We start from the raw sequence: 19,820 nt of genomic DNA on the forward strand, positions 1-19,820 counted from the left end.
GCCGCTTTCAGGGGCAGCGGTTTTTATTTTAGGCTCTTTTCGTAAAGAATGCTGTTTTTAAAACGAAACGATTTAAGGTTGATTGGAGCGGAAGTGCGAGACTCCTGCGGGAGCAGCGGGACAGGTGAGACCCCACAGGCGTTTACGCCGAGGAGGCTCACCGCCCGCACCAAGGAAAGCGAGCATCTGGAGGGGAATCAACCACAACTCACTACCTGGTAAATAGCAACAAAGTATGTGAAAAAAGCCTAAAAAAGACACCTTCAATCTTGAAGGTGTCTCTCACATAATTCTATTGAATTTTATAATATCTTCGCTCAGGTCTCCCCACTACCCCATATACGACTTCCGCTTTACATTTCTTAACGGATATCAAGTATTCCAGGTAGCGTCTCGCCGTTGTCCTGGAAGCACCGATCTGTCCGCTCACTTGCTCAGCCGACAAACCGATATCGCTTGCTTCGAGTACCTCGATCACCTTCGCCAACGTGATTTCGTCGACCCCTTTCGGCAGGGCCTGCCCATCGTTCGATTCCGAAACGGATGAACCCTTTTTCAAAATGAGATCCACAAAATCCTGGTCTATCTCTTGTTTGGATTTCATCAGATGGACTTTCTTCAGATACTCTTCGATAACTTGGTTGAAGCGCTTCATCTCCACTGGTTTAATTAAATAATTCTCTACACCATAGTGAAGCGCCTTTTCCAGTTGTTCTTTATCCGTTGCCGCGGTAATCATGATGATATCCACATTCGGGAATTTTTTCCGTATGTCCGGAAGGAGGTCTGTACCAAGCTGATCTGGCATATAAACATCAAGCAAAAGCAGATCCGGGCTTTTTTGTTCCAAAATCCGAAGCGTCTTTTTGGCATTGACAGCTTTTCCGACCACTTCTATTTCATCAAAGTTTTTCAGGAATTTTTCATGGATATCCGCTACACGAAAATCATCCTCTGCAATGACTGCTCTTATCTTCAGCATTCTTTCCCTCCTCGCTGTTCTTTAGGAAGATAAACGGTGAATATGGTGTTCCCAACCTCGCTTTGAACTTCGATGATGCCGCCCAGCTCTTTTACGACATGATCAGCATTCGAAAGTCCATAACCACTCGGACTTCCGCTGTTTTTCGAAGTGAAACCCCGATCGAAAATATGGGCGATGGCATCCTCAGGTATTCCCTTTCCGTTATCACTCACTTCAAATACCATATCATTTCCGATATCTGTGGCGAAAAATTTCACCAGCGGCTCCTCCATGCTTGAAACCGCTTCAAGTGCATTATCGATAATGTTGCCTAGAATCAATGTTAGTTGTGACAGTTTTATATGATCCGGCAGTTTCTCCAGGTAGCTTTGTGCATCTATTTCAAAGATGATCTTCTTCTCCGATGCTTTCCCGATCTTGCCAAGTAACAGGGCTTGTACCTTTGTATCCTTTATCTGTTCGAACACGACACGGTTCAGGGAATGCAATTCTGATGTTTCGCTTTGAATCATATCGATTGCTTCATCGTATTCCCCTAATTGTATCAAACCTGAAAGGACGTATAGTTTATTGGTAAATTCATGGGTTTGTGCCCTTAAATCCTCTGAATGCATCTTCACTTCCGATAATGTGTTGACCATTTCCTCAATTTCCGTTCGATCACGGAATGAAGCGACAACACCGCTTACCCCTTCACTATCGAAAATTGGCGTACAATTGACGATAACGGATTTGTCTTCCCATGAAATCTCCTTATCCATTTGCGGTTCACCGGACTTCAGCACCTCGAATAAATATTTTGAAGGAAAAAGGCCATCGACGTTCAAATGGCGAACGGACTCTTTAATATCCAGCAATTTTTTTGCCGGCTGATTCATCGAGGTAATCAGCCCATTTTGATCAATGGCCAGAATCCCTTCTTTCACCGATTGAAGCACTGCATTTTTTTCTTTATATAAATTGGCGATTTCAAATGGTTCCAGCCCCAGTGTATCTTTACGTATGCTTCTTGCCAGCATATAACTGCCAATGATCGAGATCATGATGGCCACTAAAGATACAATCATCTCCTTGGACAAATCCTTGAAAATTTGGGCGCGCACATCGTCCACCAAAAAACCGACGGAGACGATCCCAATTATTTTTCCATCCTCATTGAATACCGGTGACTTCCCCCGAATGGATAGGCCGAGTGATCCTGCCGCTTCGGAGACATAATATTCGCCTTCCCGAATGGCCCTGCTATTATCCCCGCCTTCCATCCGCTTCCCAATTTCGGGAGCCAGCGGATGGGAATAGCGAATTCCCTCTGCATTCCCTACAACGATGAACTCAGCACCTGTTTCCCTGCGGATCTTTTCGGCAATCGGCTGGATGATGCCAGCGGGATCATCCGTCTCAAAGGCCTCTGTAACAGTTGGCATGAAGCTAATCGTCTTTGAAAGCTCCAACGCCAATTGAGCTTTATCCTTCGCTATTTGCCTTCCTTCCATATAGGAAAAAGTAGTCGTCAATAACAGGATCAAAAAAAGGCTCAACGATAGAACTAACCCTAGAATCTTGGTCTCCAGCGATACTTTCCTCATATTCAACAGCATCCTCTATTTTCATTTTCATTCACTAATTTTTATAGGAGCATAATGATTTTACCATTTCTATTAAATATTGAACATTGTTGACCGACTATTTCTCAGTATCCTATTTAAGTAAGATGGACACCCCGATGATGGTGCGAAGTTCAAGGTGCAGTTGTTTTCCACCTTGTAATCTTAATGATGTTTTTCTTTGGACAATGCTGCTTCTGTCTAGAAAGCAAAACAATCTGAAAAATAAAATGCTCAAAGGAAACATTTCCTTTGAGCATTTTTTCAAAAACAGGTAAATGAATTGATTTGTCTTGTATCTATGCCAAAAATCGTCCAGAACCTGCCATTCCACCTGAAGCCGGCAACAGAACGCGGACCGACGAAGATGGGGTAAAACCAGAAACGCGCACCATTGTTTAGCCATATAAAAGTATTCCTGAACAGACAAAACGAAATCGCACCCGGATCTATCGCAAATACTGAAGCCGATTGCTGTTGGGGGATAAACGCTGGCGGAGGGGCAGTAGGTGCTTGCGAACCCGGCGGCAGTCCCGGTTGACCTGGAAATTGGGGTAAACCAGGGATGCCCGGTTGACCTGGAAATTGAGGTGAACCAGGGATGCCTGGAAAGCCGGGTAGACCGGGAAACTGCCGTTCAAGATAAGCTTGATCTTCATACTGATACGTTGGGTACATATAGTCATTCACCTCTATAAGATTGAATGTAATAAGTTATGAAATATGGACCCAACGTGTTTGGGCTGGAAAGGCATTTATATTAGAAAATAATATATCTCCGAATATGGGGATATATCGACGTTACTTGCAGGTTTATCCCGGGATTCAATATAGCATTCTCCATAAATAGAAGGTTGCATAGGATTCCCAACCGGCCCACGCTTCCGATAGTTTCAGGATTTCCGCTTTCGTTGGTTTTGCTTCTGTTTGCATGAGAAGTTTCATGGAATTATGCAGCCCGACGTCATCGATGGGAAAGGCTGCTGGAAAACGCAAACAGCGCATCAAGACATAGTTTGCTGTCCACGGACCGATTCCCCGTATGTTGGTCAGCATTTTTTCAGCCTCTTTTACATCCTTTGCATTCAATAGCTTTTCTTTAGTAAGTTCCCCTTCTGCAATCAGTTGGGCAACACCTATTAAATATTCACACTTCTTTACCGTCATCCTCAAATCGGCAAAATCTTCGACAGTCAATTTCGCGATCGCATCAGGTGTCGGAAACAGCCAATATTGCGTTCCCTCGAATTCAACATGTTCACCAAATCCCTCCACAAGTCTCCGTTTCAAGGTATAGGCATAAGTCAAGTTAATCTGCTGACCAAGTATTCCCCAGGCAATCGCTTCAAATAAATCAGGGATGCCCATATTTCTCAGGCCGAAGAATTGGCTTACCGGCTTTTGCAATAAAGGGTCCTTTTGGGCCAATTCATAAAAAGGAAGCAGATTTGTCTCAAGATCGAACCAGTGACGAACGTATTGGCAAACAGCATCCTTTACCTGATTTTCCATCGGTGCTGTTCGTCCTGGGAAACGGACGGTCAGCTCCGTTTCATTCATCGCACTGATTTCTATTAAAAATGTCTCGTTTTCGACAATAAGTGCTCGATAAACTTTTTGATCAACAATATCGAACAGACATTCATTGGAGGATCTTGATAAGTATTTAAGATTTTCCGAAAAACTAAACTCCTTTGGTGCATGAATCCTCAATTCCATCATGCCTTCATCATTTGATAATGTCTCTTTCATCCTGCTCCCTCCTTTAGCTTTATTCTAATGACAAACCGATACGTTATCTTGCTCTTTCTTTGAACTCCCTAATTTTAGCAAAACTTATTGAACAATTACGTTATCTTGCTTTTATATTCTCAAAATGTTTGTATATCAACCCTTTCTTGTATACTAAATGGAGAGGTGAATGTAGTGAATCCGAAAAAAGCAGATTTCCCGAATGAATATTGGAAAGCTATTATAGATTGTGATGCAGCATATGATGATCAATTTTTATACGGAGTAATTACGACGGGCATCTTTTGCAGGCCCTCCTGTAAATCCAGGGTGCCCAATAAGGAAAACGTGAAGATCTTCAAAAATGCCATGATGGCTTTGGAAGAGGAATTCCGGCCTTGTAAACGATGTAAACCGGAAGGACTGAATGTGCCGACAGAAGAATGGGTTGAACAAATAGCCGAATGGATCGACTCCCATTACAGCGAACACCTCACTTTGAACAAATTGGCGGATATTTCCCACGGCAGCCCGTATCATTTACAACGATCATTCAAGCGTGTGAAGGGGATATCGCCCAGTGAATACATCCAGCGGCTTCGCCTTGAAAAAGCGACGAGGCTGCTGGAAACCTCCGAACTGCCGATAACTGAAATAGGCTTCGCTGCCGGGTTCTCCAGTACACCCTATTTCATGACGTTATTCAAAAGGAAAATGGGGAATACCCCTTCAGGATATAGGAATGCTTATCTCAAAACTCAAGCATTGGAGCGTGAAGAAAATGAAGAATGATAAAGAACAAACCATTGACTGGGCCATATTGCATTATGATAAGTGGCAATTATATGTGGCCAGGACGGAAAAAGGGCTTTGCTATGTAGGCTCTCCCGGTCAAACGTATGAAGAGCTGAAGTCCTTGATGCAAAAACGCTTTCCAAATGCGAACCTTGTTGAAAATGAAAAAGCATTAAATCCCTATCTAAAAGAACTACAAGAATATTTCGAAGGAACCAGGCAGACTTTCTCTCTTCCTGCAGATATAAAAGGCACGCCCTTTCAACAAGAAATTTGGGCAGCGCTGAATCAAATACCCTATGGACAAACTTGTTCCTATTCCGATATTGCCCAAATCATCCAAAGACCTGCAGCTGTTCGGGCGGTTGGTACGGCCATTGGCGCCAACCCAATTCTGATCACGGTGCCATGTCACCGGGTTATCGGAAAAAACGGGGCCATTACCGGCTACCGCGGAGGTGCGGAGATGAAACGATATTTACTTCAATTGGAAGCACAATCTGAGCGCAAAAAAAGCATCCGGCTATAAGGATGCTTTTTTACGTTTTTGTTTTTTAGTACCAAATAGTCACAGCTTTATTATAGGCATCACTATTTGGAATCGCATGTATCCCTTGGGCCTGTGCTTTGCGCGGGTCATAATCATATACCATTGGTGTATAGCATGAGGTCTGCCCGATATTCACGACACCATTGCCCCCGGAACTTGAGCATGTATAGGCCTTACCATCAGTACTTCGGACGATTCTGGCATCCGCTTCATGATTGTATACGGCAGGGCGTGTTACGGTCACTTTTGCCCAGGCGGTTTTACACACAGTGCTGTATTTCAATTCTACGTACGAATTGGAATCGATCCATTTTTTATCCTTCGTTACCGCCGAATCTGCACAACTATTATAGTAAGGACTTTTTCCATCATAGGTGTGTGTTTCGGCCAGTGCTTGATTTTTTCCAAATCCAAAGTCGACAATAAACATCGACAGTGTCATCACCATGGATAAACCTATCATTTTAAGCTTTTTATTCAATTCATTCATCCTTTCTTTGCAAAAATATAGATGAAGGTTTTTCTTTTTTCATTAATACCAGTCGGTTTCACCTGCTGTATATGGCCAAAAGGCTACCGCTTTCGCTTTTCGCGGATCTAAATCATATACCATCGGTGTATAGCATGACGTTTGACCTTTATTTATTTCACCATTTCCTCCAGGAGATGCACAGCTGAATTGTTTATTATCAGTATTTCGAACAACCAATGCCGTTGCCTCACCATCCGCTATAGCCGGTCTGCTTAGAGTGATCTTCGCCCAGGCGGTTTTACAGACAGTGCTGAATTTCAACTCCAAATTGGCAGAACCGCCATTGGCATAAATTTTCACCGACTTTTTCGTGACAGCGCTGTTCGCACAACTATTATAGTAAGGACTTTTTCCATCATAGGTATGTGTTTCTGCTGATGCTTTGCTTGCAAAAGAATCAAGGAAGCCAAAAAGGACTAAAGAAGCTACAAAAAATGAAATGCATAAAACCATTTTTTTCATTATTTCACTCATCCCCTTAACAAAATTCATACACTGTTCATCTTACAATTTTGTAATATTCTTACAAGTGATAAATTCCCTAGTTCATGAAAAACGACACCCCAGCCTTTACGGTGCAGCCAAGCATCATCATTACAGTCTGGTATGTCTCGCTATACCAGCTGAATCATCACAGAGACAAAGTCATTATCCCTATGAGCCATTCAGGACAAATAAGGTAATAACTAAGAACTTATGCGTATCAAGCTGGAACAAAACGAGCCAATAGACTGCCGTTGATCGGAAAAGATACAGGTCGATATACTTAATGTTTTTTCAAGAAAAAAGAAAAGCCCCGACAAAACTCGAATCGTTTTGCCAGGGCTTTATTTTCATTTAGCGAGGTTTTCTCTGATCAATCTAATGATGCTATCATAATAGGAACGACCATGCGGAACGAACTCATTCCGTCCAACAAATCGATCGACCATCATCCTGCGGCCTTCGTGATTCATTTCAAATCCCTTTATATTCACTTTGTCCTTCGCTTCGGTCCAAAGCTCTTCGAAGTCAGTCAGCACAACCTTCACCATCCCGGAAACCTCTTCTGGCTGCAGGGTGAAATCATCGAAGCTATGTGCACGTTCATATAGAAAGACGTTTGCCAGTTCTTTGTCGATGAAACCTTCTTTCGTTTGATGGTATTCAATAATCCCTAATGGAACCAACTCGTCAAAGGAAACGTCAATGCCTAGCTCTTCTTTAATCTCCCTTACTCCGTCGTATACCGTTTCATGAGCCAGTAAATGGCCGGCAGCCGTAATATCCCATAGATTCGGATAATCTTTTTTCATCGCACAACGATGCTGAAGATATAGGTAATCCACGCCCGCTTCCGAACTTGCGAACCAGCAATGGAAAACCTCATGCCAATGTCCCAATGTATGTACTTCCTCTCGCGAAGCCACGCCGGTTTGAATGCGATTGGAATCGAAAACTTTCAACAACTCCGTTTCCATTTGAGCTTCACTCCCAGCCCTTTTTTATTAAAAACAGCTTCATCCTTTTTCTTTTCTCCAATTTTTCGGGTTTAAATAGCCCTTATATTTAGCGGCCACTTCTTTACCGACCAAAAGCGCGCCTGCCCAAAACATCACTTCCGCAAAGACGATCGCACCTGTGATGACCCCAGCCTTAACCGCAGCCGAAAATGGCGTAAAAGGAGCTGCGACAGGAATGATCCAAGTGAGAAGGGAAATGATAAGGAATCCCATCCCTACTTTGTAAAACCTCGATTTCTTTATTTCCTTACTTTCTTTATCCAATTAAATAACCTCCGTCATGATGATTTTCATTGAATTACCCTGCCGAACATTCCACTTTCAAATATACCATCGGATATATTCTTTTTTTATACGTTTGAATGTTCATTTCGTTTCATAAATTTGAGAAATAAAGATATTCCATTTGTGGAAAACTATTAATGAATTGACTTTACGATTTTTAATGGATTTAATATTCATATAACACTTGCATGCAGGAAAGGAAAATCCAATGTACATTGAATTCATTGCCACAACAATAGAAGATGCCCTCATAATCGAAGAATCGGGCGCAGACCGAATCGAGCTTGTCAGTTCTTTAGCCGAGGGTGGATTAACTCCAAGCCACGCCCTGATAGAAGCTGTCGTCAATTCAGTGAAGATACCAGTCAACGTGATGGTAAGGCCTCATAGCCAATCTTTTTGCTATACGCGAAAGGAATTGGAAATCATGAAAAAAGATATCCAAATCATTCGATCACTGGGAGCGAACGGGGTCGTATTAGGTGCATTAAATGAAGAAAATGAAATCAATCGTCCATACCTCGAAGAACTATTGACCGTATGTGAAGGTTTGGAGATTACATTCCACCGAGCCATCGATGATACGCACGACCCTGTCATTTCAGCTGAAATGCTAGCAAAATATCCAGAAATCACTACGATATTGACCTCAGGTGGGCATGGGGATTTCCCTAGCCGCATGAAAACGATTCAACAAATGAAAAGAGTCTGCGGCGAGATAGCCCTACTGGTTGGGAGCGGCTTGAATAAGGATAATATCCTTTCTATCCATTCCGAACTGCATACCGGTCACTATCATTTCGGTACGGCTGTTCGAAAAAACAATAGTATCATTGAAGGAGTTACAATAGAAAAAGCTAAAGAAATCGTAAACTTGCTAAAGAAATAATGTTAGAAGGGACCATTTAACCGGTCCCTTCTTATGAAGCAGAGCTATTTTTTTGTAAAAAGACCGAATCCCAAAACCAAAAAAACAGTGCCGCTAAAAGGCTGATTGCATAGTAATTCTTTGTAGTTAAAATATCCAGGCTGAAGTCAAAATTAAGCACGGACCTATAAATGAATACGGCCGGCAAAGAGAAAAAAATATAAAGGCAAAAATAGTTTAAACTGAATTTTTTAGGATGTTTATTGAAAAGGACCTGTACCGGAACAGCAAATAATAAATATGGGATAACGACATAAAAAGAATTCACGATAATGCCAATCATCCCCCATGTATCCAGGCTGAATGCAACCATCACCGTGGAAAGCGACAGACAGGAAGAAACTAGACTAAAAAAATAATAAGGAATCACATCGCTTAGTTCCGAAACCTTTTGACTGATTTTCCAAAGTTCCATGTAAACCGACACCTCAAGATGACTTGGATTTTTTCATTGCTCGATTGCCTCATTTTGTTGCATAAATTTGATTTTTGAAGGTCATGTTTTTCCCTAGTCATAACTTAACAAATGCCCCAAACATTTCTTTAGAGTGCGGGCCTGGTTCCAATTACGACAGTGGCATCCAGTTCTTCACACTTTACCATTTGTGGCATCATTCCGTATCCAGCAAAGATTTCAACGGTCTGCATCGCTTGCCGCTCACTCGTCTCGACTAACAAATGGGAGCCCGGTGCCAGCCAAAGTGTTGCCGAGGCCGCCACCCTTCGCTGGACATCAAGCCCGTCCGCACCGCCGTCCAATGCCACCCTCGCCTCATGCATGCGCGCTTCATGGGGTAATAGACCGATTCCCTCAGTGGGGACGTATGGTGCGTTTGCGACCAGGACGTCAACACGCCCCCGTAAATTTGCTGGAAGCGGTTCATAGAGGTCACCTTCGTATACTTGACCATTGATTGAAGTGACGTTACGACGGGCGCATCGCACCGCGGCTGGGTCAATGTCGACTGCGTACAACTCGATACCTTCGAGAACATCGCCAACCGCGGAGCCAACCGCGCCCGTGCCGCAGCACAAGTCCACTATGACTGCTCCTGGCATAGCGAGTGCTGTCGCTTGGCGTACCAAAAACTCGGTCCGTCGGCGGGGTACGAAAACTCCAAGATCTACCTCTATCCGGATACCGCAGAATTCCGCCCAACCGATGACGTGTTCAAGGGGCAAACCCGCTATCCGTCTATCCACCATCCCAGCAAGCTCGGCCGTTGTCCGTGCCTCGTTGATAAGCAGCCGACCCTCTTCCTCTGCAAAAACGCAACCTGCGTCCCTAAGTTTAGTGACGATGCTTGTATAAATGGTATCTCCATTAATAGCCTCCACTTTACTTCCATCAACATCATTGATCTTCCCGAGGTTAAAAGAGTCATGCCTAAACTCCATAGGTTTCCCCCTATTCTCTTCGATTCTAAATATTCCCATAATCATAGTATACAACTTCTTAAACTTACCGTCCCTTCCGCTCCAAAATAAAAAGGTTGCCGCAGCAACCTTCCATCTTGGGATTTAATTTTTGTTCGCATCTGCAAAATGCGCCATCGCATCACACATGAATTTTGCCAATCCTTCACCGTATTGGTCAATATTTTTGGTGAAGCGTTGATCGTCCACGTACATTTGACCTAATCCTTTGAAAGCATCCAGCGAGTATGTGCCGAAGTTATTGTTCAAACAATCATACCATTCTTTAATGGCCTCTTGTGCCTCCTCCGACTTAGGCGAAGCATCTCGGATTGCCGCAAGTTTTAAATAGATCTCCGATACGACTTTCTGTGCATCCTTGGACATGCCCGCCACTTTAGCCTTCGACTCATCGACAGCTTTATCCCCCCAAAGCTTGCGGGCCTCTTCTTCATATGGATTCTGACTGAAGTCAAATCCTTCAAATTTCTCTTTATTCGTCATCTGAATTTCCCCTTTCATATGCTTGATCGATTTTTCGACCGTCTTAATTAATTTATCGAGCTGACTGCGTTTCTCCAGTAACTTTTTTTGATGTTGCTTTAACGCATCTTGTTTATCAAACGAAGAGCTGTTCACCATTTGTTTTATTTCCTTTAATGGCATGCCAAGTTCCCTGAAAAACAGGATTTGCTGCAACATCTCAAGATTATCATTCGAATAAAGGCGATAACCTGCATCGGTTATTTCCTCCGGCGATAATAACCCGATTTCATCATAATAATGCAGTGTCCGCACACTAATGCCAACCAAATCGGCTAGCTCCTTCACTTTCATCGCCACTGCTTCTTACCTCCTTTCGATAACATTTACATTAAGGTATCACGCAACGTCAGAGTCAAAGGAAAAAATGAAAATTTCCCGCCCAAATTTAAAAGACGACCCTTCCTAATGAAGAATCGCATGTTAGTAGAGTTCACTCTTTGTAAAAGCTTCGGATTAAAGCCAAATCCAATTTACTTGTCCGCTATTGATGTTCAGCACTATGTAGTAAATTTCCCATTACTCGCGAGTTTCGCGCTTTTACTCGTGAGTTTCGCGCTTTTACTCGTGAGTTTGGCACTTTTACTCGTGAATTTGGGCCTTTTACTCGTGAATTTGGGCTTTACTCGTGAGTTTCACGCTTTTACTCGTGAGTTTCGCGCTTTTACTCGTGAATTTCACGCATTTACTCGTAAGTTTGGCGCATTTACTCGCGAGTTTCGCGCTTTTACTCATGAATGAAACATTCTTCTACCTCCAATGATCGGGAATTCTTAATGAGTGCGGTAATTTTGTCTTCGTGTCGCCTTTAGCCGAGTTAATCTGTGCTTGTGTGATGAAGAAACTGCCGGTGAGATCGGCACCGCTTAAATCAGCGTCCCTAAAGTCTGCACCGATCAGGTCCGTCACTCTCATGTCGGCTTCCCTGAGGTCGGATGCAATAAGCAAAGCCCCTCTTAAGTTCGCTCCCCTAAGGTCAGCACCTCTCAATTTTGCACCGATCAGGTCACTTCCCCTACCTATTTTGTTCGGCTTCTTCTTATTTTTCTTAATTGAAACCTTTGCACGTACCATTTCACTTGTGCGCAGGAGTAAATCGTTAACGATCGTTCTATGAGCTGGTACATTCAGGTCCATGATAGACTTTGGACTTTGTTTAGTGAGATATTCCGTGTCTTCAAAAGCGGCCTGCAATTCCCGGTGAAGAGGTTGCGCATCTTCTAAATTAAGTGCTTCATTTAAGTAGCAAAGCATTTCATGCAGTTGTTGCATAATTGGAAAAACTTCGAACATTTCCTTTGCTGATGCGGGGTTGTTCCTCCAATCGTTTCCATCAAAGGTGAGCTGGGATACCTTTTGACCGGCACCGAAGCATTCATATACCGTACAGCCTTTATACCCTTTTACTCGGAGATTTTCATGGATGCCGCAACGATAATCGGATTGAAGGTTTGAACATGGTGTACCTCCATCTTTATCAAATGCAAAATCAGCAGACTTTGCATAAGGCAGGGCTACACAGCACAAACCAAAACAATTCTCACAGTCTGCACGTAATTGATTATGGATACTTTCGTTATTCGTTACTTGCATTCTTACACTTCCTTCTATAAACACTGGCTCTGCCTTTTTTAAAATCAAAAGTTTCATACAGTATATTTTTTTGTTTTCATTTTATCAAAAAAACCAATTAATCTATATATTAACAAAATACAAATAAACAAGAAATCTGAAATTAATCATTAGAGGGAAGCAAGTGCCCTAAGCCTTTCGTATTGATTGCTCATACTTGTATAGTAAATTAATGATTGAGACTGGGCGGGAAACTTTTCATTTACAAAGTTCACCTGGTTAAAAGTTCTTCCCATTCTTCAAGTGAAAGTTTTTCGGTCATATGCTTATAGGCATCAGGGACTTTTATCGAACACATAAGTTCGAGACTATTGCCATCGGGATCATTGAAGTAGACGGAAGCGTTTCCTTGGTTCGGACGGACAAATGGTTCAATCGTTGTCCTTTTTCCGAATGGGACGACTTCAATTTGCAAGGATTTGAGCCAAGTTAATGCATTTTTCATATTATCATAAGTTACCCGAAAGGCGATATGCCTTAGTGAAGGGTGGTATGGGGTTTGATATTCCTTCCCTTCCCATAAGCCTACCCAGCTTTTGTTTTCCTCGATCCAAAAGAAGGCAGTATCTTCACCCCTCCAAGCTAGTTTCAAGCCTATTTTTTTATAAAAATCCATAGAGATGTCCAGGTTCTTGACTGGTAAATGGGCTTCATATAAACCTTCTATCATATTAGATTCTCCTTCTCCTTTTAAGTAAACGAACTCTTTTGCCGGGGAAATATCTCGCAATTAAGTCCTTTGCGACCATCAAGCGGTCTATCCTCGGTTAGTATACAGGGAAGGTGCTTTCTGTGACAGCCGCTACCTCCCCCTTTTTTCACAATTGAAAAAATGGAATGCGTTCTATTATATAGAAGAAAATGGATTCAAAGGTTCCTACTATAATGGAAGAATGTTAGCTTTTGACCCGAATCCGCACTAAGTTCCCCATTAATCGAAATCCGTTCAAAACCGTTTTTCACCAAAACCTTTTGGGAGGCGATATTGTCACTTGTCGTTTTGGCATGCATTTGCGTCACATTCAAATCCGGCGCCAGCTTCACCAAAAGCTTTAAAGCTTCATTCGCAATCCCTTTTTGCGTAAACGCTTCACCGATTCTATAACCGACATGAGCCGTACCGTTGATGGGGTCGATATCCACAAGATTAATCCTGCCGACGATTATGCCTGAACCATCCTTAATCAAATAAAAAGAGGAGATGGCCTCTTCTTGTTCTTTTAATAATTCCTTATGCCTGATCCCAAACGTTCCAAAGCTATAATAATCATCACCCCGGCCCGGGACCGTTTGTTCGAAAAACCTTCTATTATTGCATTCAAATTCAAATAACGCTTGTGCATCCCGTTCATTAAGACTGTCAATGTATATATCCACCATTCTTTCACCCTTTCAAAAAACGCTAAGCATATATCATTCAAGAAAACAAAGGGCTTATCCTTCCTGATAAATAAATATAGAATAATCTTTCATTCAACAGTTTTTAGCAGCAATCAAGTGTTTTGTTAAAGAATCTATTTTTAGCCGCTAATATGGATAACACTGTCGCATACTGACAAAATTTGATACCCTCAATACCATATCATTCCAAGTGCGAATGGACCAATCATACCTACTACCTTCGAAAAAAATCCAAAATTATTGAGAACAAATCTTTTTACACACGTTGTATTAAATGTAAAAGCTTTTACAAAAAAACAAGGGGAATCATGTCATGAAGTCTACTGATAAAAATTTTATCGAGCGGTTGCAACGCCAAGAAGAAGACGCATTGGAATTTATAGTGGATACCTATTTGCCACTAATCAAGGGGGTCACATATAAGGTTCTCTCTCCTCTTAGGAACGACGGTGTCCTGGAAGAATGTATCAATGATATTTTTCTCTCAATTTGGAACCATTCGAAAAAGTTCCATGGGGATACAACAGATTTCAGAAAATGGATTTGTGCAATCGCTAAGTTTAAGGCGATTGATTACTATCGAAAAACCGTAAAGAAAATGGAGTATACGTCAAGTTATACCGAGATAGATTCAGAAAAATCAGCAGAAGATGAATTGATTATATCGGAAGACAGAAAAGAACTGCTTCAGTTAATCGATCTTTTAGAGCCTGTAGATCGGGATATTTTCATCATGAAGTACTTTCTTGGTTTAAAAAATGAGGATATATCGATAAAACTCGGGTTGACCAAAGCATCAATCGATAATCGAATTTATAGGGGCAAAAAGAAGCTAAGTCAAAAAGCTACGAATCTTAAGTTAGGAGGCAGTGTCGTATGAAGGATATTTATGAATTATTAAATGATATAGACATAGACGAAACTGAATTTAATGAAATGAAAGTCACCGAACTAGAAAAAGCGAAAGTCAAAAAAAACCTAAAAAAATCAATAAGCAAGAAGAAAAAAATGAAACGTTGGCAAAAGAATGTTCTCGCTGCTTCGATCATATTCGGGTTATCCACCGCAACGATTGGATTCTCGTTTACCGCTTCTGCTAAAAGCATTCCTTTGATAGGAGATATTTTCAGCTATTTTAGTAATGAAAACTCAGGTCTCCCCGATGATATCAAGAATAATGGAAAGGGTCTTTATAGTGATTATAAGGCCTACTCTAACGAAATGGGCTTTAGCGAAGAAAGCAATGGCCTTACTTTCACGATAAATGACGCCATTTATGACGGAAAAACGGTAACCATCACTTATACTATTGAAAGCGAAGAAGATTTGGGTAACGGATCATTCTACATTCCCAGCCCGAATATAAAAGAAATGAAAGCCCAAGGAGGATCGGATGGAATTTCAAAAGTAGCTGATAAAAAATATGTAGGCTTATTAACGGTTAGTAACTTGGAAGATCTTAAAGTGGATAAGGTAAATATAGACTGGAATATAAACAGCATTAGTATTACCGACATGGATAAAGAGATAAAAGGAAATTGGAATTTTGCTTTCTCTCTAGAGGCAACTGAAAGCAACGAGAAGGTCATCAATAAAAGTGTGAATCAACATGGAGTAAAAGTATCCGTCGAAAAACTATCGATCTCACCAATGTCCTTTGTGGTTGATTATCATCAAGAAGTGTCCGACTCAGTCAAAAACAAATGGGATGAAGCCTATGTGGAGTTGACGATTAAAGATGACTTAGGGAATGTATACGATGGTCAAGGTAACGGAGGAAGCGGTATTGATTCTTATAATATGAACTTCAGCAAAACATTTCAAAAAATCGATCCAAACGCTACAAAACTTATTGCGACACCACATGTAACATTACGTAATTTCACTTCAGAGAATCACGGAGAAGTAACCATAACGAAAGATGGTGAAGAAAAGGTGTCATCTTTCCCAACAAAGCCGAGTAGTGTTCCAAAAGAGTTGGTATTGGATGATATCGTGATTGATTTGAAGAAATAACAATTTTACCTGCAAGAGGTATACTGAACCCTAGATCCCAGAGTGGAGAAAGGTTCATGTATATCTCTTTTTTGTGACTTCTTATTCAGTCCATGAATATGGATACATACATGAATTACTGGAAAAGTCAAAAATAAATTATTTTCTTCTGGTAAAAAATCAACGGATGATGTATCATAGGCTTCAGATATTTATTATTCTGATTTGGTTAATCGGAATTAGGAGGAATATATATGATTGGTTATGTGTTTTTAAATCTTGCCATAATGCTCGTTCTTTTAGGCGTTTTATTTTACATGAATAAGAAGCATATTTCCTTTACAAAAAGGGTCTTTACTGGCCTTGGTTTAGGGATTGTATTCGGACTTCTTTTGCAGTATTTCTATGAACCTCAGTCAGATGCGATCGTTAAATCGGTCGATTGGTTTAACATTGTAGGTTCCGGCTATGTCAAGTTCCTGCAAATGATCGTTATGCCGCTTGTCTTCATTTCAATCTTATCCGCATTCACAAGATTGAAACTGACTAGCAATATCGGAAAGATCAGTGTCCTGATCATCGGAATCCTGCTTGGAACGACTGCGATTGCAGCTGCTGTCGGGATCACCTCGGCAACTGTATTCAATTTGGAAGCCGTTCAAATTGAGCAAGGGGAAGCGGAGTTAAGCCGCGGAGATCAAATCTCGGAAACATACGGTACGATTCAGGATAAAACGATGCCGCAGCAAATTCTTGAATTGATTCCGTCCAACCCGTTCCTTGATTTAACGGGTGCACGTCCGACATCAACCATTTCCGTTGTAATTTTTGCTGCATTTCTTGGGATTGCCTATTTAGGAGTCAAAAGGAAACAGCCTGAACATGCTGAATTTTTTGCTAAAATAGTAGATACATTGCACAGCATCATCATGCGCGTTGTAACATTGATCCTGCGTTTAACACCTTACGGGATCTTGGCGATCATGACGAAGACTGTTGCTACGAGTGATTTGGATGCCATCCTGAAATTAGGGAAATTCGTAGGTGCTTCTTATGTGGCCCTGATTGTCATGTTCCTCATCCATTTGCTATTGCTGATGCTTGCAGGATTGAATCCAATCGTATATTTGAGAAAAGCTTTCCCGGTATTATCGTTTGCCTTCACTTCAAGAACAAGTGCTGGCGCCCTGCCATTGAACATCCAAACACAGAAACAACTAGGGGTGTCCGAAGGTATTGCCAACTTTGCCGGATCCTTCGGCTTGTCGATCGGTCAAAACGGCTGTGCCGGAATCTATCCGGCCATGTTAGCGGTCATGATCGCTCCAACGGTTGGGATCAACCCGCTAGACCCTTCCTTTATCGCCATGTTGATTGCCATCGTGGCCATTAGTTCTTTCGGGGTTGCAGGTGTAGGCGGAGGAGCAACATTCGCTGCCATCCTTGTATTATCTGCAATGAACCTGCCAATCGCCTTGGCCGGCCTGTTGATTTCCGTCGAGCCATTGATCGATATGGGAAGAACGGCCGTGAATGTCAGCGGAAGCATGACTTCCGGTATTCTGACTAGTAAAATAACGGGTGACCTGGATAAAGAACAGTTCAGCGAAGACTCATCTTTGAAAATTGAAGCTGAAATGTAAAAGAAAAAAGCATCGGACTTCCTGTCATGGGAGGTTCGATGCTTTTTTTCATGGGGTGTACATTCAATTCAACCAAAAGTCTTGGTGCAATAAGTAATAAGGGAATGATGCTTGGAACCCAGTTAAGATAAAATTCAGTTTAAATAAGTACATGCCAGATATTTTCTTGTTTCTTATATCTTCCCTTTATTTCTCCAACGCCATCAATTATAAGCGAATCAATGGTTTCAGTGGGTTCATTCTCTATTATCAGATGTAATTTATTTATGTTTTGAATTCCATGATCAACATGGGCAATAACCGGTTGTTGAATAAGAAAATCTTCATTGTTCATTCTTACTTTTATAAAGCTCTTATGTAAAAGTCTATCTCCTGATGGGATCATATTCATTGGGTCAAAGGATTTAGCCATTATTTCCCCAACAATATATAAATGAATGCCTGCTTGTTTATTAAACTCTTCAAATGCTTTCATTCTCTTTTCCATAGCTAAATTAATGACTTCCTCTGTTTCAGAACTTATCTTCACATCAGCCATTGAATGCTCCATATAGTCACCGGACTGCTGTTTTAAAAGGTCATATAATGTTTCTTCTCTATCAAAAAAACTTTCCATCCAGCCTGGTGAAAGCTCTTCCAGTAACAAACACATACACAACCCGGAGCTATAACAACTACTTCTAATACTAGAAGTGGATTCATACTTGTTTATTAGTTGTTGTGCATACTTTTTTAATACTGAACCGTAATCAAACCGGCTTTTTTCCGAGTAAGCCTTCAATTCGACATACCACGCAGGTCCCTCAATGGTTTCAATCAATTTTTCGTATGTCAGGTATTCTTCAATCATGTCTGCTCTTTTTTCCCTTAGGGCAATGAAAGCATTAAGGTATTGTTTCTTCTTCATTATGTTATTTTCCAATAACGCATGATAAAGATTTGTCCGTTCCTGATTTCGCAATTCCACATTTTCTTTTGACAGCGGATATGTGATTCCCATCATTTCATCGGGAAACCGTTTTTCATCCTTTATGTATTGATAGCCGTGAAACAATTCATGAACCGCTATTGAAAACAAATCTTCATATTCCTTATAGTGATCCATATTAACAATTGCAGTGGGATATTCTTCATACATCATGATTGTGTCAGCAGTAAATTCGGTATCCCACTTTAAAATATGATATGTACATTTTGGATTGTTACTGAATTTAGGATGATTGAATAGATAAACATTACTCTTGTCATATATGGCATAAGCAACAAGTTCAAAACCCGGCCAATAATTTTCCAACTTTGCTTTAACCAAGTCTTCAGCCATTCGATCAAGATGATGAGGCATTCTTTTCCTCCCTCCACTGTTTCGATTCGATTAAAAACATAATATCATATATAATTTACATAAATGTCCAATTAATTTCAATAAAAAACAAAAAGCCACTGTAACATATCAACTCATGGGAGTGAATATTCTTACAGTGGCTTTTTCCTGTGGTCACTTTTTAATTTGCCTCGCTGCGTAATGATTGGCCTGAAAACCAGGTAGCGCATGGAAGGTATACTGGACGGCTGCATATACTCCGCATGCAAGGAGGATTCCTGCGAGTGCATCCAATACAGCATGCTGTTTCGTAAAGAGCGTGGAGAGGATGATCAGTGTTCCGAATGCAGTGACACTGGCATACTCCCATTTATGCTCTTCTTTCCGCTTATGGGCGACGATCATCATGATGAATGTGGTCAGTACATGTATGCTGGGAAGGCAGTTGACAGGTTGATCATGACTATAGATGAGCCGCATTAACTGGGCAAAGATATCGTTGCCCACGACTTCTGGACGCGGAACTGTCGTTTGCCAAAGGCAATATACAAGAAAACAGAGAAGTTTCCCCGATATCAAACTGCCTAATCCGACGAAATAGTGCTTTCGGTCAACAAAGCAATAGTAAATCAGCAATCCATAAATATACGGATACCAAAGTAAATAAGGAACGGCAAATTCTTTAATAAAGGGAATCTCCCTATCTAATATAGTCGTAACATCAACAGCATGACCTGAAGATTGATTGATGATTGAGTAGATGGAACTAGTAATCACCAAAAGTAATAAATAATATAACGGGTGAAAGGATAGTATGGAATTGTTTTTCATAGCTCGCTCCGGCTTTCAATATATATTGGTTTTTTTCCAAAGATTATTATACTACATTTTTCACTAGATTAACTCTTTAATCGCTAAAGTTAATGATTCCCATGAACTAGTAAAATGGATATCTCT

The 19,820-nt window shown here is 41.2% G+C and carries 22 protein-coding genes; 6 read left to right on the forward strand and 16 right to left on the reverse strand.

What is annotated here, in order from left to right; all coding sequences use genetic code 11:
* Window positions 1-292: 292 nt before the first annotated feature.
* From J7I96_RS25815 to J7I96_RS25830, 4 genes are all read right to left on the reverse strand, one after another.
* Entirely contained in the window at window positions 293-982 is a 690-nt protein-coding gene (locus J7I96_RS25815) for a response regulator (RefSeq protein WP_214770702.1), read from the reverse strand.
* Window positions 976-2,571 (reverse strand): ATP-binding protein, encoded by a 1,596-nt coding sequence (locus J7I96_RS25820; RefSeq protein WP_214924647.1) that lies wholly within the window; start codon window positions 2,569-2,571, stop codon window positions 976-978. The genes J7I96_RS25815 and J7I96_RS25820 overlap by 7 nt, the downstream gene beginning before the upstream one ends.
* Before the next feature lie 282 nt (window positions 2,572-2,853).
* Entirely contained in the window at window positions 2,854-3,267 is a 414-nt protein-coding gene (locus tag J7I96_RS25825) for a collagen-like protein (protein WP_214924650.1), read from the reverse strand.
* A gap of 147 nt (window positions 3,268-3,414) precedes the next feature.
* Window positions 3,415-4,341: a DNA-3-methyladenine glycosylase family protein gene (locus tag J7I96_RS25830; protein WP_285292108.1), complete on the reverse strand. Its 927-nt coding sequence runs from the start codon at window positions 4,339-4,341 to the stop codon at window positions 3,415-3,417.
* A gap of 174 nt (window positions 4,342-4,515) precedes the next feature.
* On the opposite strand from J7I96_RS25830, the gene J7I96_RS25835 reads away from it, so the two are divergent.
* Both J7I96_RS25835 and J7I96_RS25840 read left to right on the forward strand, forming a co-directional pair.
* A complete protein-coding gene (locus J7I96_RS25835) occupies window positions 4,516-5,112 on the forward strand; it encodes a bifunctional transcriptional activator/DNA repair enzyme AdaA (protein WP_214924654.1) in 597 nt (198 codons plus the stop codon).
* A complete protein-coding gene (locus J7I96_RS25840) occupies window positions 5,102-5,644 on the forward strand; it encodes a methylated-DNA--[protein]-cysteine S-methyltransferase (RefSeq protein ID WP_214770694.1) in 543 nt (180 codons plus the stop codon). Before J7I96_RS25835 ends, J7I96_RS25840 begins: the two co-directional genes overlap by 11 nt.
* 25 nt (window positions 5,645-5,669) lie before the next feature.
* Here J7I96_RS25840 and J7I96_RS25845 read toward each other — a convergent pair whose 3' ends face one another.
* The 4 genes from J7I96_RS25845 to J7I96_RS25860 form a co-directional block, all read right to left on the reverse strand.
* Entirely contained in the window at window positions 5,670-6,113 is a 444-nt protein-coding gene (locus J7I96_RS25845) for a DUF2690 domain-containing protein (protein ID WP_214771306.1), read from the reverse strand.
* A gap of 84 nt (window positions 6,114-6,197) precedes the next feature.
* Entirely contained in the window at window positions 6,198-6,659 is a 462-nt protein-coding gene (locus tag J7I96_RS25850) for a DUF2690 domain-containing protein (RefSeq protein WP_396020147.1), read from the reverse strand.
* A gap of 371 nt (window positions 6,660-7,030) precedes the next feature.
* Complete coding sequence (locus J7I96_RS25855; protein WP_214924657.1) at window positions 7,031-7,657, reverse strand: NUDIX hydrolase; 627 nt, start codon at window positions 7,655-7,657, stop codon at window positions 7,031-7,033.
* Window positions 7,658-7,696: 39 nt separating this feature from the next.
* Entirely contained in the window at window positions 7,697-7,963 is a 267-nt protein-coding gene (locus J7I96_RS25860) for a transporter suffix domain-containing protein (protein WP_311315237.1), read from the reverse strand.
* A 229-nt stretch (window positions 7,964-8,192) separates the two neighbouring features.
* Here J7I96_RS25860 and J7I96_RS25865 point away from each other — a divergent pair, with 229 nt between their 5' ends.
* Window positions 8,193-8,873 (forward strand): copper homeostasis protein CutC, encoded by a 681-nt coding sequence (locus tag J7I96_RS25865; protein WP_214924660.1) that lies wholly within the window; start codon window positions 8,193-8,195, stop codon window positions 8,871-8,873.
* 31 nt (window positions 8,874-8,904) lie between these two features.
* On the opposite strand, the gene J7I96_RS25870 is transcribed toward J7I96_RS25865, so the two are convergent.
* From J7I96_RS25870 to J7I96_RS25895, 6 genes are all read right to left on the reverse strand, one after another.
* Entirely contained in the window at window positions 8,905-9,327 is a 423-nt protein-coding gene (locus tag J7I96_RS25870) for a UPF0715 family protein (protein WP_214924662.1), read from the reverse strand.
* A gap of 128 nt (window positions 9,328-9,455) precedes the next feature.
* A complete protein-coding gene (locus tag J7I96_RS25875) occupies window positions 9,456-10,250 on the reverse strand; it encodes a putative protein N(5)-glutamine methyltransferase (RefSeq protein WP_311315239.1) in 795 nt (264 codons plus the stop codon).
* A gap of 183 nt (window positions 10,251-10,433) precedes the next feature.
* Complete coding sequence (locus J7I96_RS25880; protein WP_214924671.1) at window positions 10,434-11,171, reverse strand: MerR family transcriptional regulator; 738 nt, start codon at window positions 11,169-11,171, stop codon at window positions 10,434-10,436.
* A 450-nt stretch (window positions 11,172-11,621) separates the two neighbouring features.
* The gene (locus J7I96_RS25885; RefSeq protein WP_251029249.1) at window positions 11,622-12,464 is read right to left on the reverse strand and encodes a pentapeptide repeat-containing protein; all 843 of its coding nucleotides are present in this window, start codon (window positions 12,462-12,464) and stop codon (window positions 11,622-11,624) included.
* Window positions 12,465-12,714: 250 nt separating this feature from the next.
* On the reverse strand, window positions 12,715-13,173 hold the full coding sequence (locus J7I96_RS25890) for a VOC family protein (protein ID WP_214924683.1): 459 nt from the start codon (window positions 13,171-13,173) through the stop codon (window positions 12,715-12,717).
* Window positions 13,174-13,370: 197 nt separating this feature from the next.
* Window positions 13,371-13,880, reverse strand: coding sequence for a GNAT family N-acetyltransferase (locus J7I96_RS25895; RefSeq protein ID WP_214924973.1), 510 nt, complete (start codon window positions 13,878-13,880; stop codon window positions 13,371-13,373).
* A 337-nt stretch (window positions 13,881-14,217) separates the two neighbouring features.
* Here J7I96_RS25895 and J7I96_RS25900 point away from each other — a divergent pair, with 337 nt between their 5' ends.
* From J7I96_RS25900 to J7I96_RS25910, 3 genes are all read left to right on the forward strand, one after another.
* Window positions 14,218-14,784, forward strand: coding sequence for a sigma-70 family RNA polymerase sigma factor (locus J7I96_RS25900; protein WP_214770668.1), 567 nt, complete (start codon window positions 14,218-14,220; stop codon window positions 14,782-14,784).
* The gene (locus J7I96_RS25905; protein WP_214924685.1) at window positions 14,781-15,920 is read left to right on the forward strand and encodes a DUF4179 domain-containing protein; all 1,140 of its coding nucleotides are present in this window, start codon (window positions 14,781-14,783) and stop codon (window positions 15,918-15,920) included. The genes J7I96_RS25900 and J7I96_RS25905 overlap by 4 nt, the downstream gene beginning before the upstream one ends.
* Before the next feature lie 233 nt (window positions 15,921-16,153).
* Window positions 16,154-17,542, forward strand: a complete 1,389-nt coding sequence (locus J7I96_RS25910; protein ID WP_214770664.1) for an L-cystine transporter — start codon at window positions 16,154-16,156, stop codon at window positions 17,540-17,542.
* Between the two features lie 139 nt (window positions 17,543-17,681).
* On the opposite strand, the gene J7I96_RS25915 is transcribed toward J7I96_RS25910, so the two are convergent.
* Both J7I96_RS25915 and J7I96_RS25920 read right to left on the reverse strand, forming a co-directional pair.
* Window positions 17,682-18,884, reverse strand: a complete 1,203-nt coding sequence (locus J7I96_RS25915; protein ID WP_214924687.1) for a hypothetical protein — start codon at window positions 18,882-18,884, stop codon at window positions 17,682-17,684.
* Window positions 18,885-19,037: 153 nt separating this feature from the next.
* Window positions 19,038-19,694 carry a phosphatase PAP2 family protein gene (locus J7I96_RS25920; protein ID WP_214924690.1) on the reverse strand — a complete coding sequence of 219 codons (657 nt, stop codon included), beginning with the start codon at window positions 19,692-19,694 and terminating at the stop codon, window positions 19,038-19,040.
* Between the last annotated feature and the right edge of the window lie 126 nt (window positions 19,695-19,820).

The organism is Bacillus sp. ISL-78, assembly GCF_018613455.1.
GTDB lineage: Bacteria > Bacillota > Bacilli > Bacillales > DSM-1321 > Peribacillus > Peribacillus frigoritolerans.

Excerpts from the sequence above, each read along its gene's own strand:
- J7I96_RS25815 (WP_214770702.1), bottom strand. The coding sequence starts at position 982 with ATGCTGAAGATAAGAGCAGTCATTGCAGAGGATGATTTTCGTGTAGCG.
- J7I96_RS25820 (WP_214924647.1), bottom strand. The coding sequence starts at position 2,571 with ATGAGGAAAGTATCGCTGGAGACCAAGATTCTAGGGTTAGTTCTATCG.
- J7I96_RS25825 (WP_214924650.1), bottom strand. The coding sequence starts at position 3,267 with ATGTACCCAACGTATCAGTATGAAGATCAAGCTTATCTTGAACGGCAG.
- J7I96_RS25830 (WP_285292108.1), bottom strand. The coding sequence starts at position 4,341 with ATGAAAGAGACATTATCAAATGATGAAGGCATGATGGAATTGAGGATT.
- J7I96_RS25840 (WP_214770694.1), top strand. The coding sequence starts at position 5,102 with ATGAAGAATGATAAAGAACAAACCATTGACTGGGCCATATTGCATTAT.
- J7I96_RS25845 (WP_214771306.1), bottom strand. The coding sequence starts at position 6,113 with ATGGTGATGACACTGTCGATGTTTATTGTCGACTTTGGATTTGGAAAA.
- J7I96_RS25850 (WP_396020147.1), bottom strand. The coding sequence starts at position 6,659 with ATGAAAAAAATGGTTTTATGCATTTCATTTTTTGTAGCTTCTTTAGTC.
- J7I96_RS25855 (WP_214924657.1), bottom strand. The coding sequence starts at position 7,657 with ATGGAAACGGAGTTGTTGAAAGTTTTCGATTCCAATCGCATTCAAACC.
- J7I96_RS25865 (WP_214924660.1), top strand. The coding sequence starts at position 8,193 with ATGTACATTGAATTCATTGCCACAACAATAGAAGATGCCCTCATAATC.
- J7I96_RS25870 (WP_214924662.1), bottom strand. The coding sequence starts at position 9,327 with ATGGAACTTTGGAAAATCAGTCAAAAGGTTTCGGAACTAAGCGATGTG.
- J7I96_RS25885 (WP_251029249.1), bottom strand. The coding sequence starts at position 12,464 with ATGCAAGTAACGAATAACGAAAGTATCCATAATCAATTACGTGCAGAC.
- J7I96_RS25890 (WP_214924683.1), bottom strand. The coding sequence starts at position 13,173 with ATGATAGAAGGTTTATATGAAGCCCATTTACCAGTCAAGAACCTGGAC.
- J7I96_RS25900 (WP_214770668.1), top strand. The coding sequence starts at position 14,218 with ATGAAGTCTACTGATAAAAATTTTATCGAGCGGTTGCAACGCCAAGAA.
- J7I96_RS25905 (WP_214924685.1), top strand. The coding sequence starts at position 14,781 with ATGAAGGATATTTATGAATTATTAAATGATATAGACATAGACGAAACT.
- J7I96_RS25910 (WP_214770664.1), top strand. The coding sequence starts at position 16,154 with ATGATTGGTTATGTGTTTTTAAATCTTGCCATAATGCTCGTTCTTTTA.
- J7I96_RS25915 (WP_214924687.1), bottom strand. The coding sequence starts at position 18,884 with ATGCCTCATCATCTTGATCGAATGGCTGAAGACTTGGTTAAAGCAAAG.
- J7I96_RS25920 (WP_214924690.1), bottom strand. The coding sequence starts at position 19,694 with ATGAAAAACAATTCCATACTATCCTTTCACCCGTTATATTATTTATTA.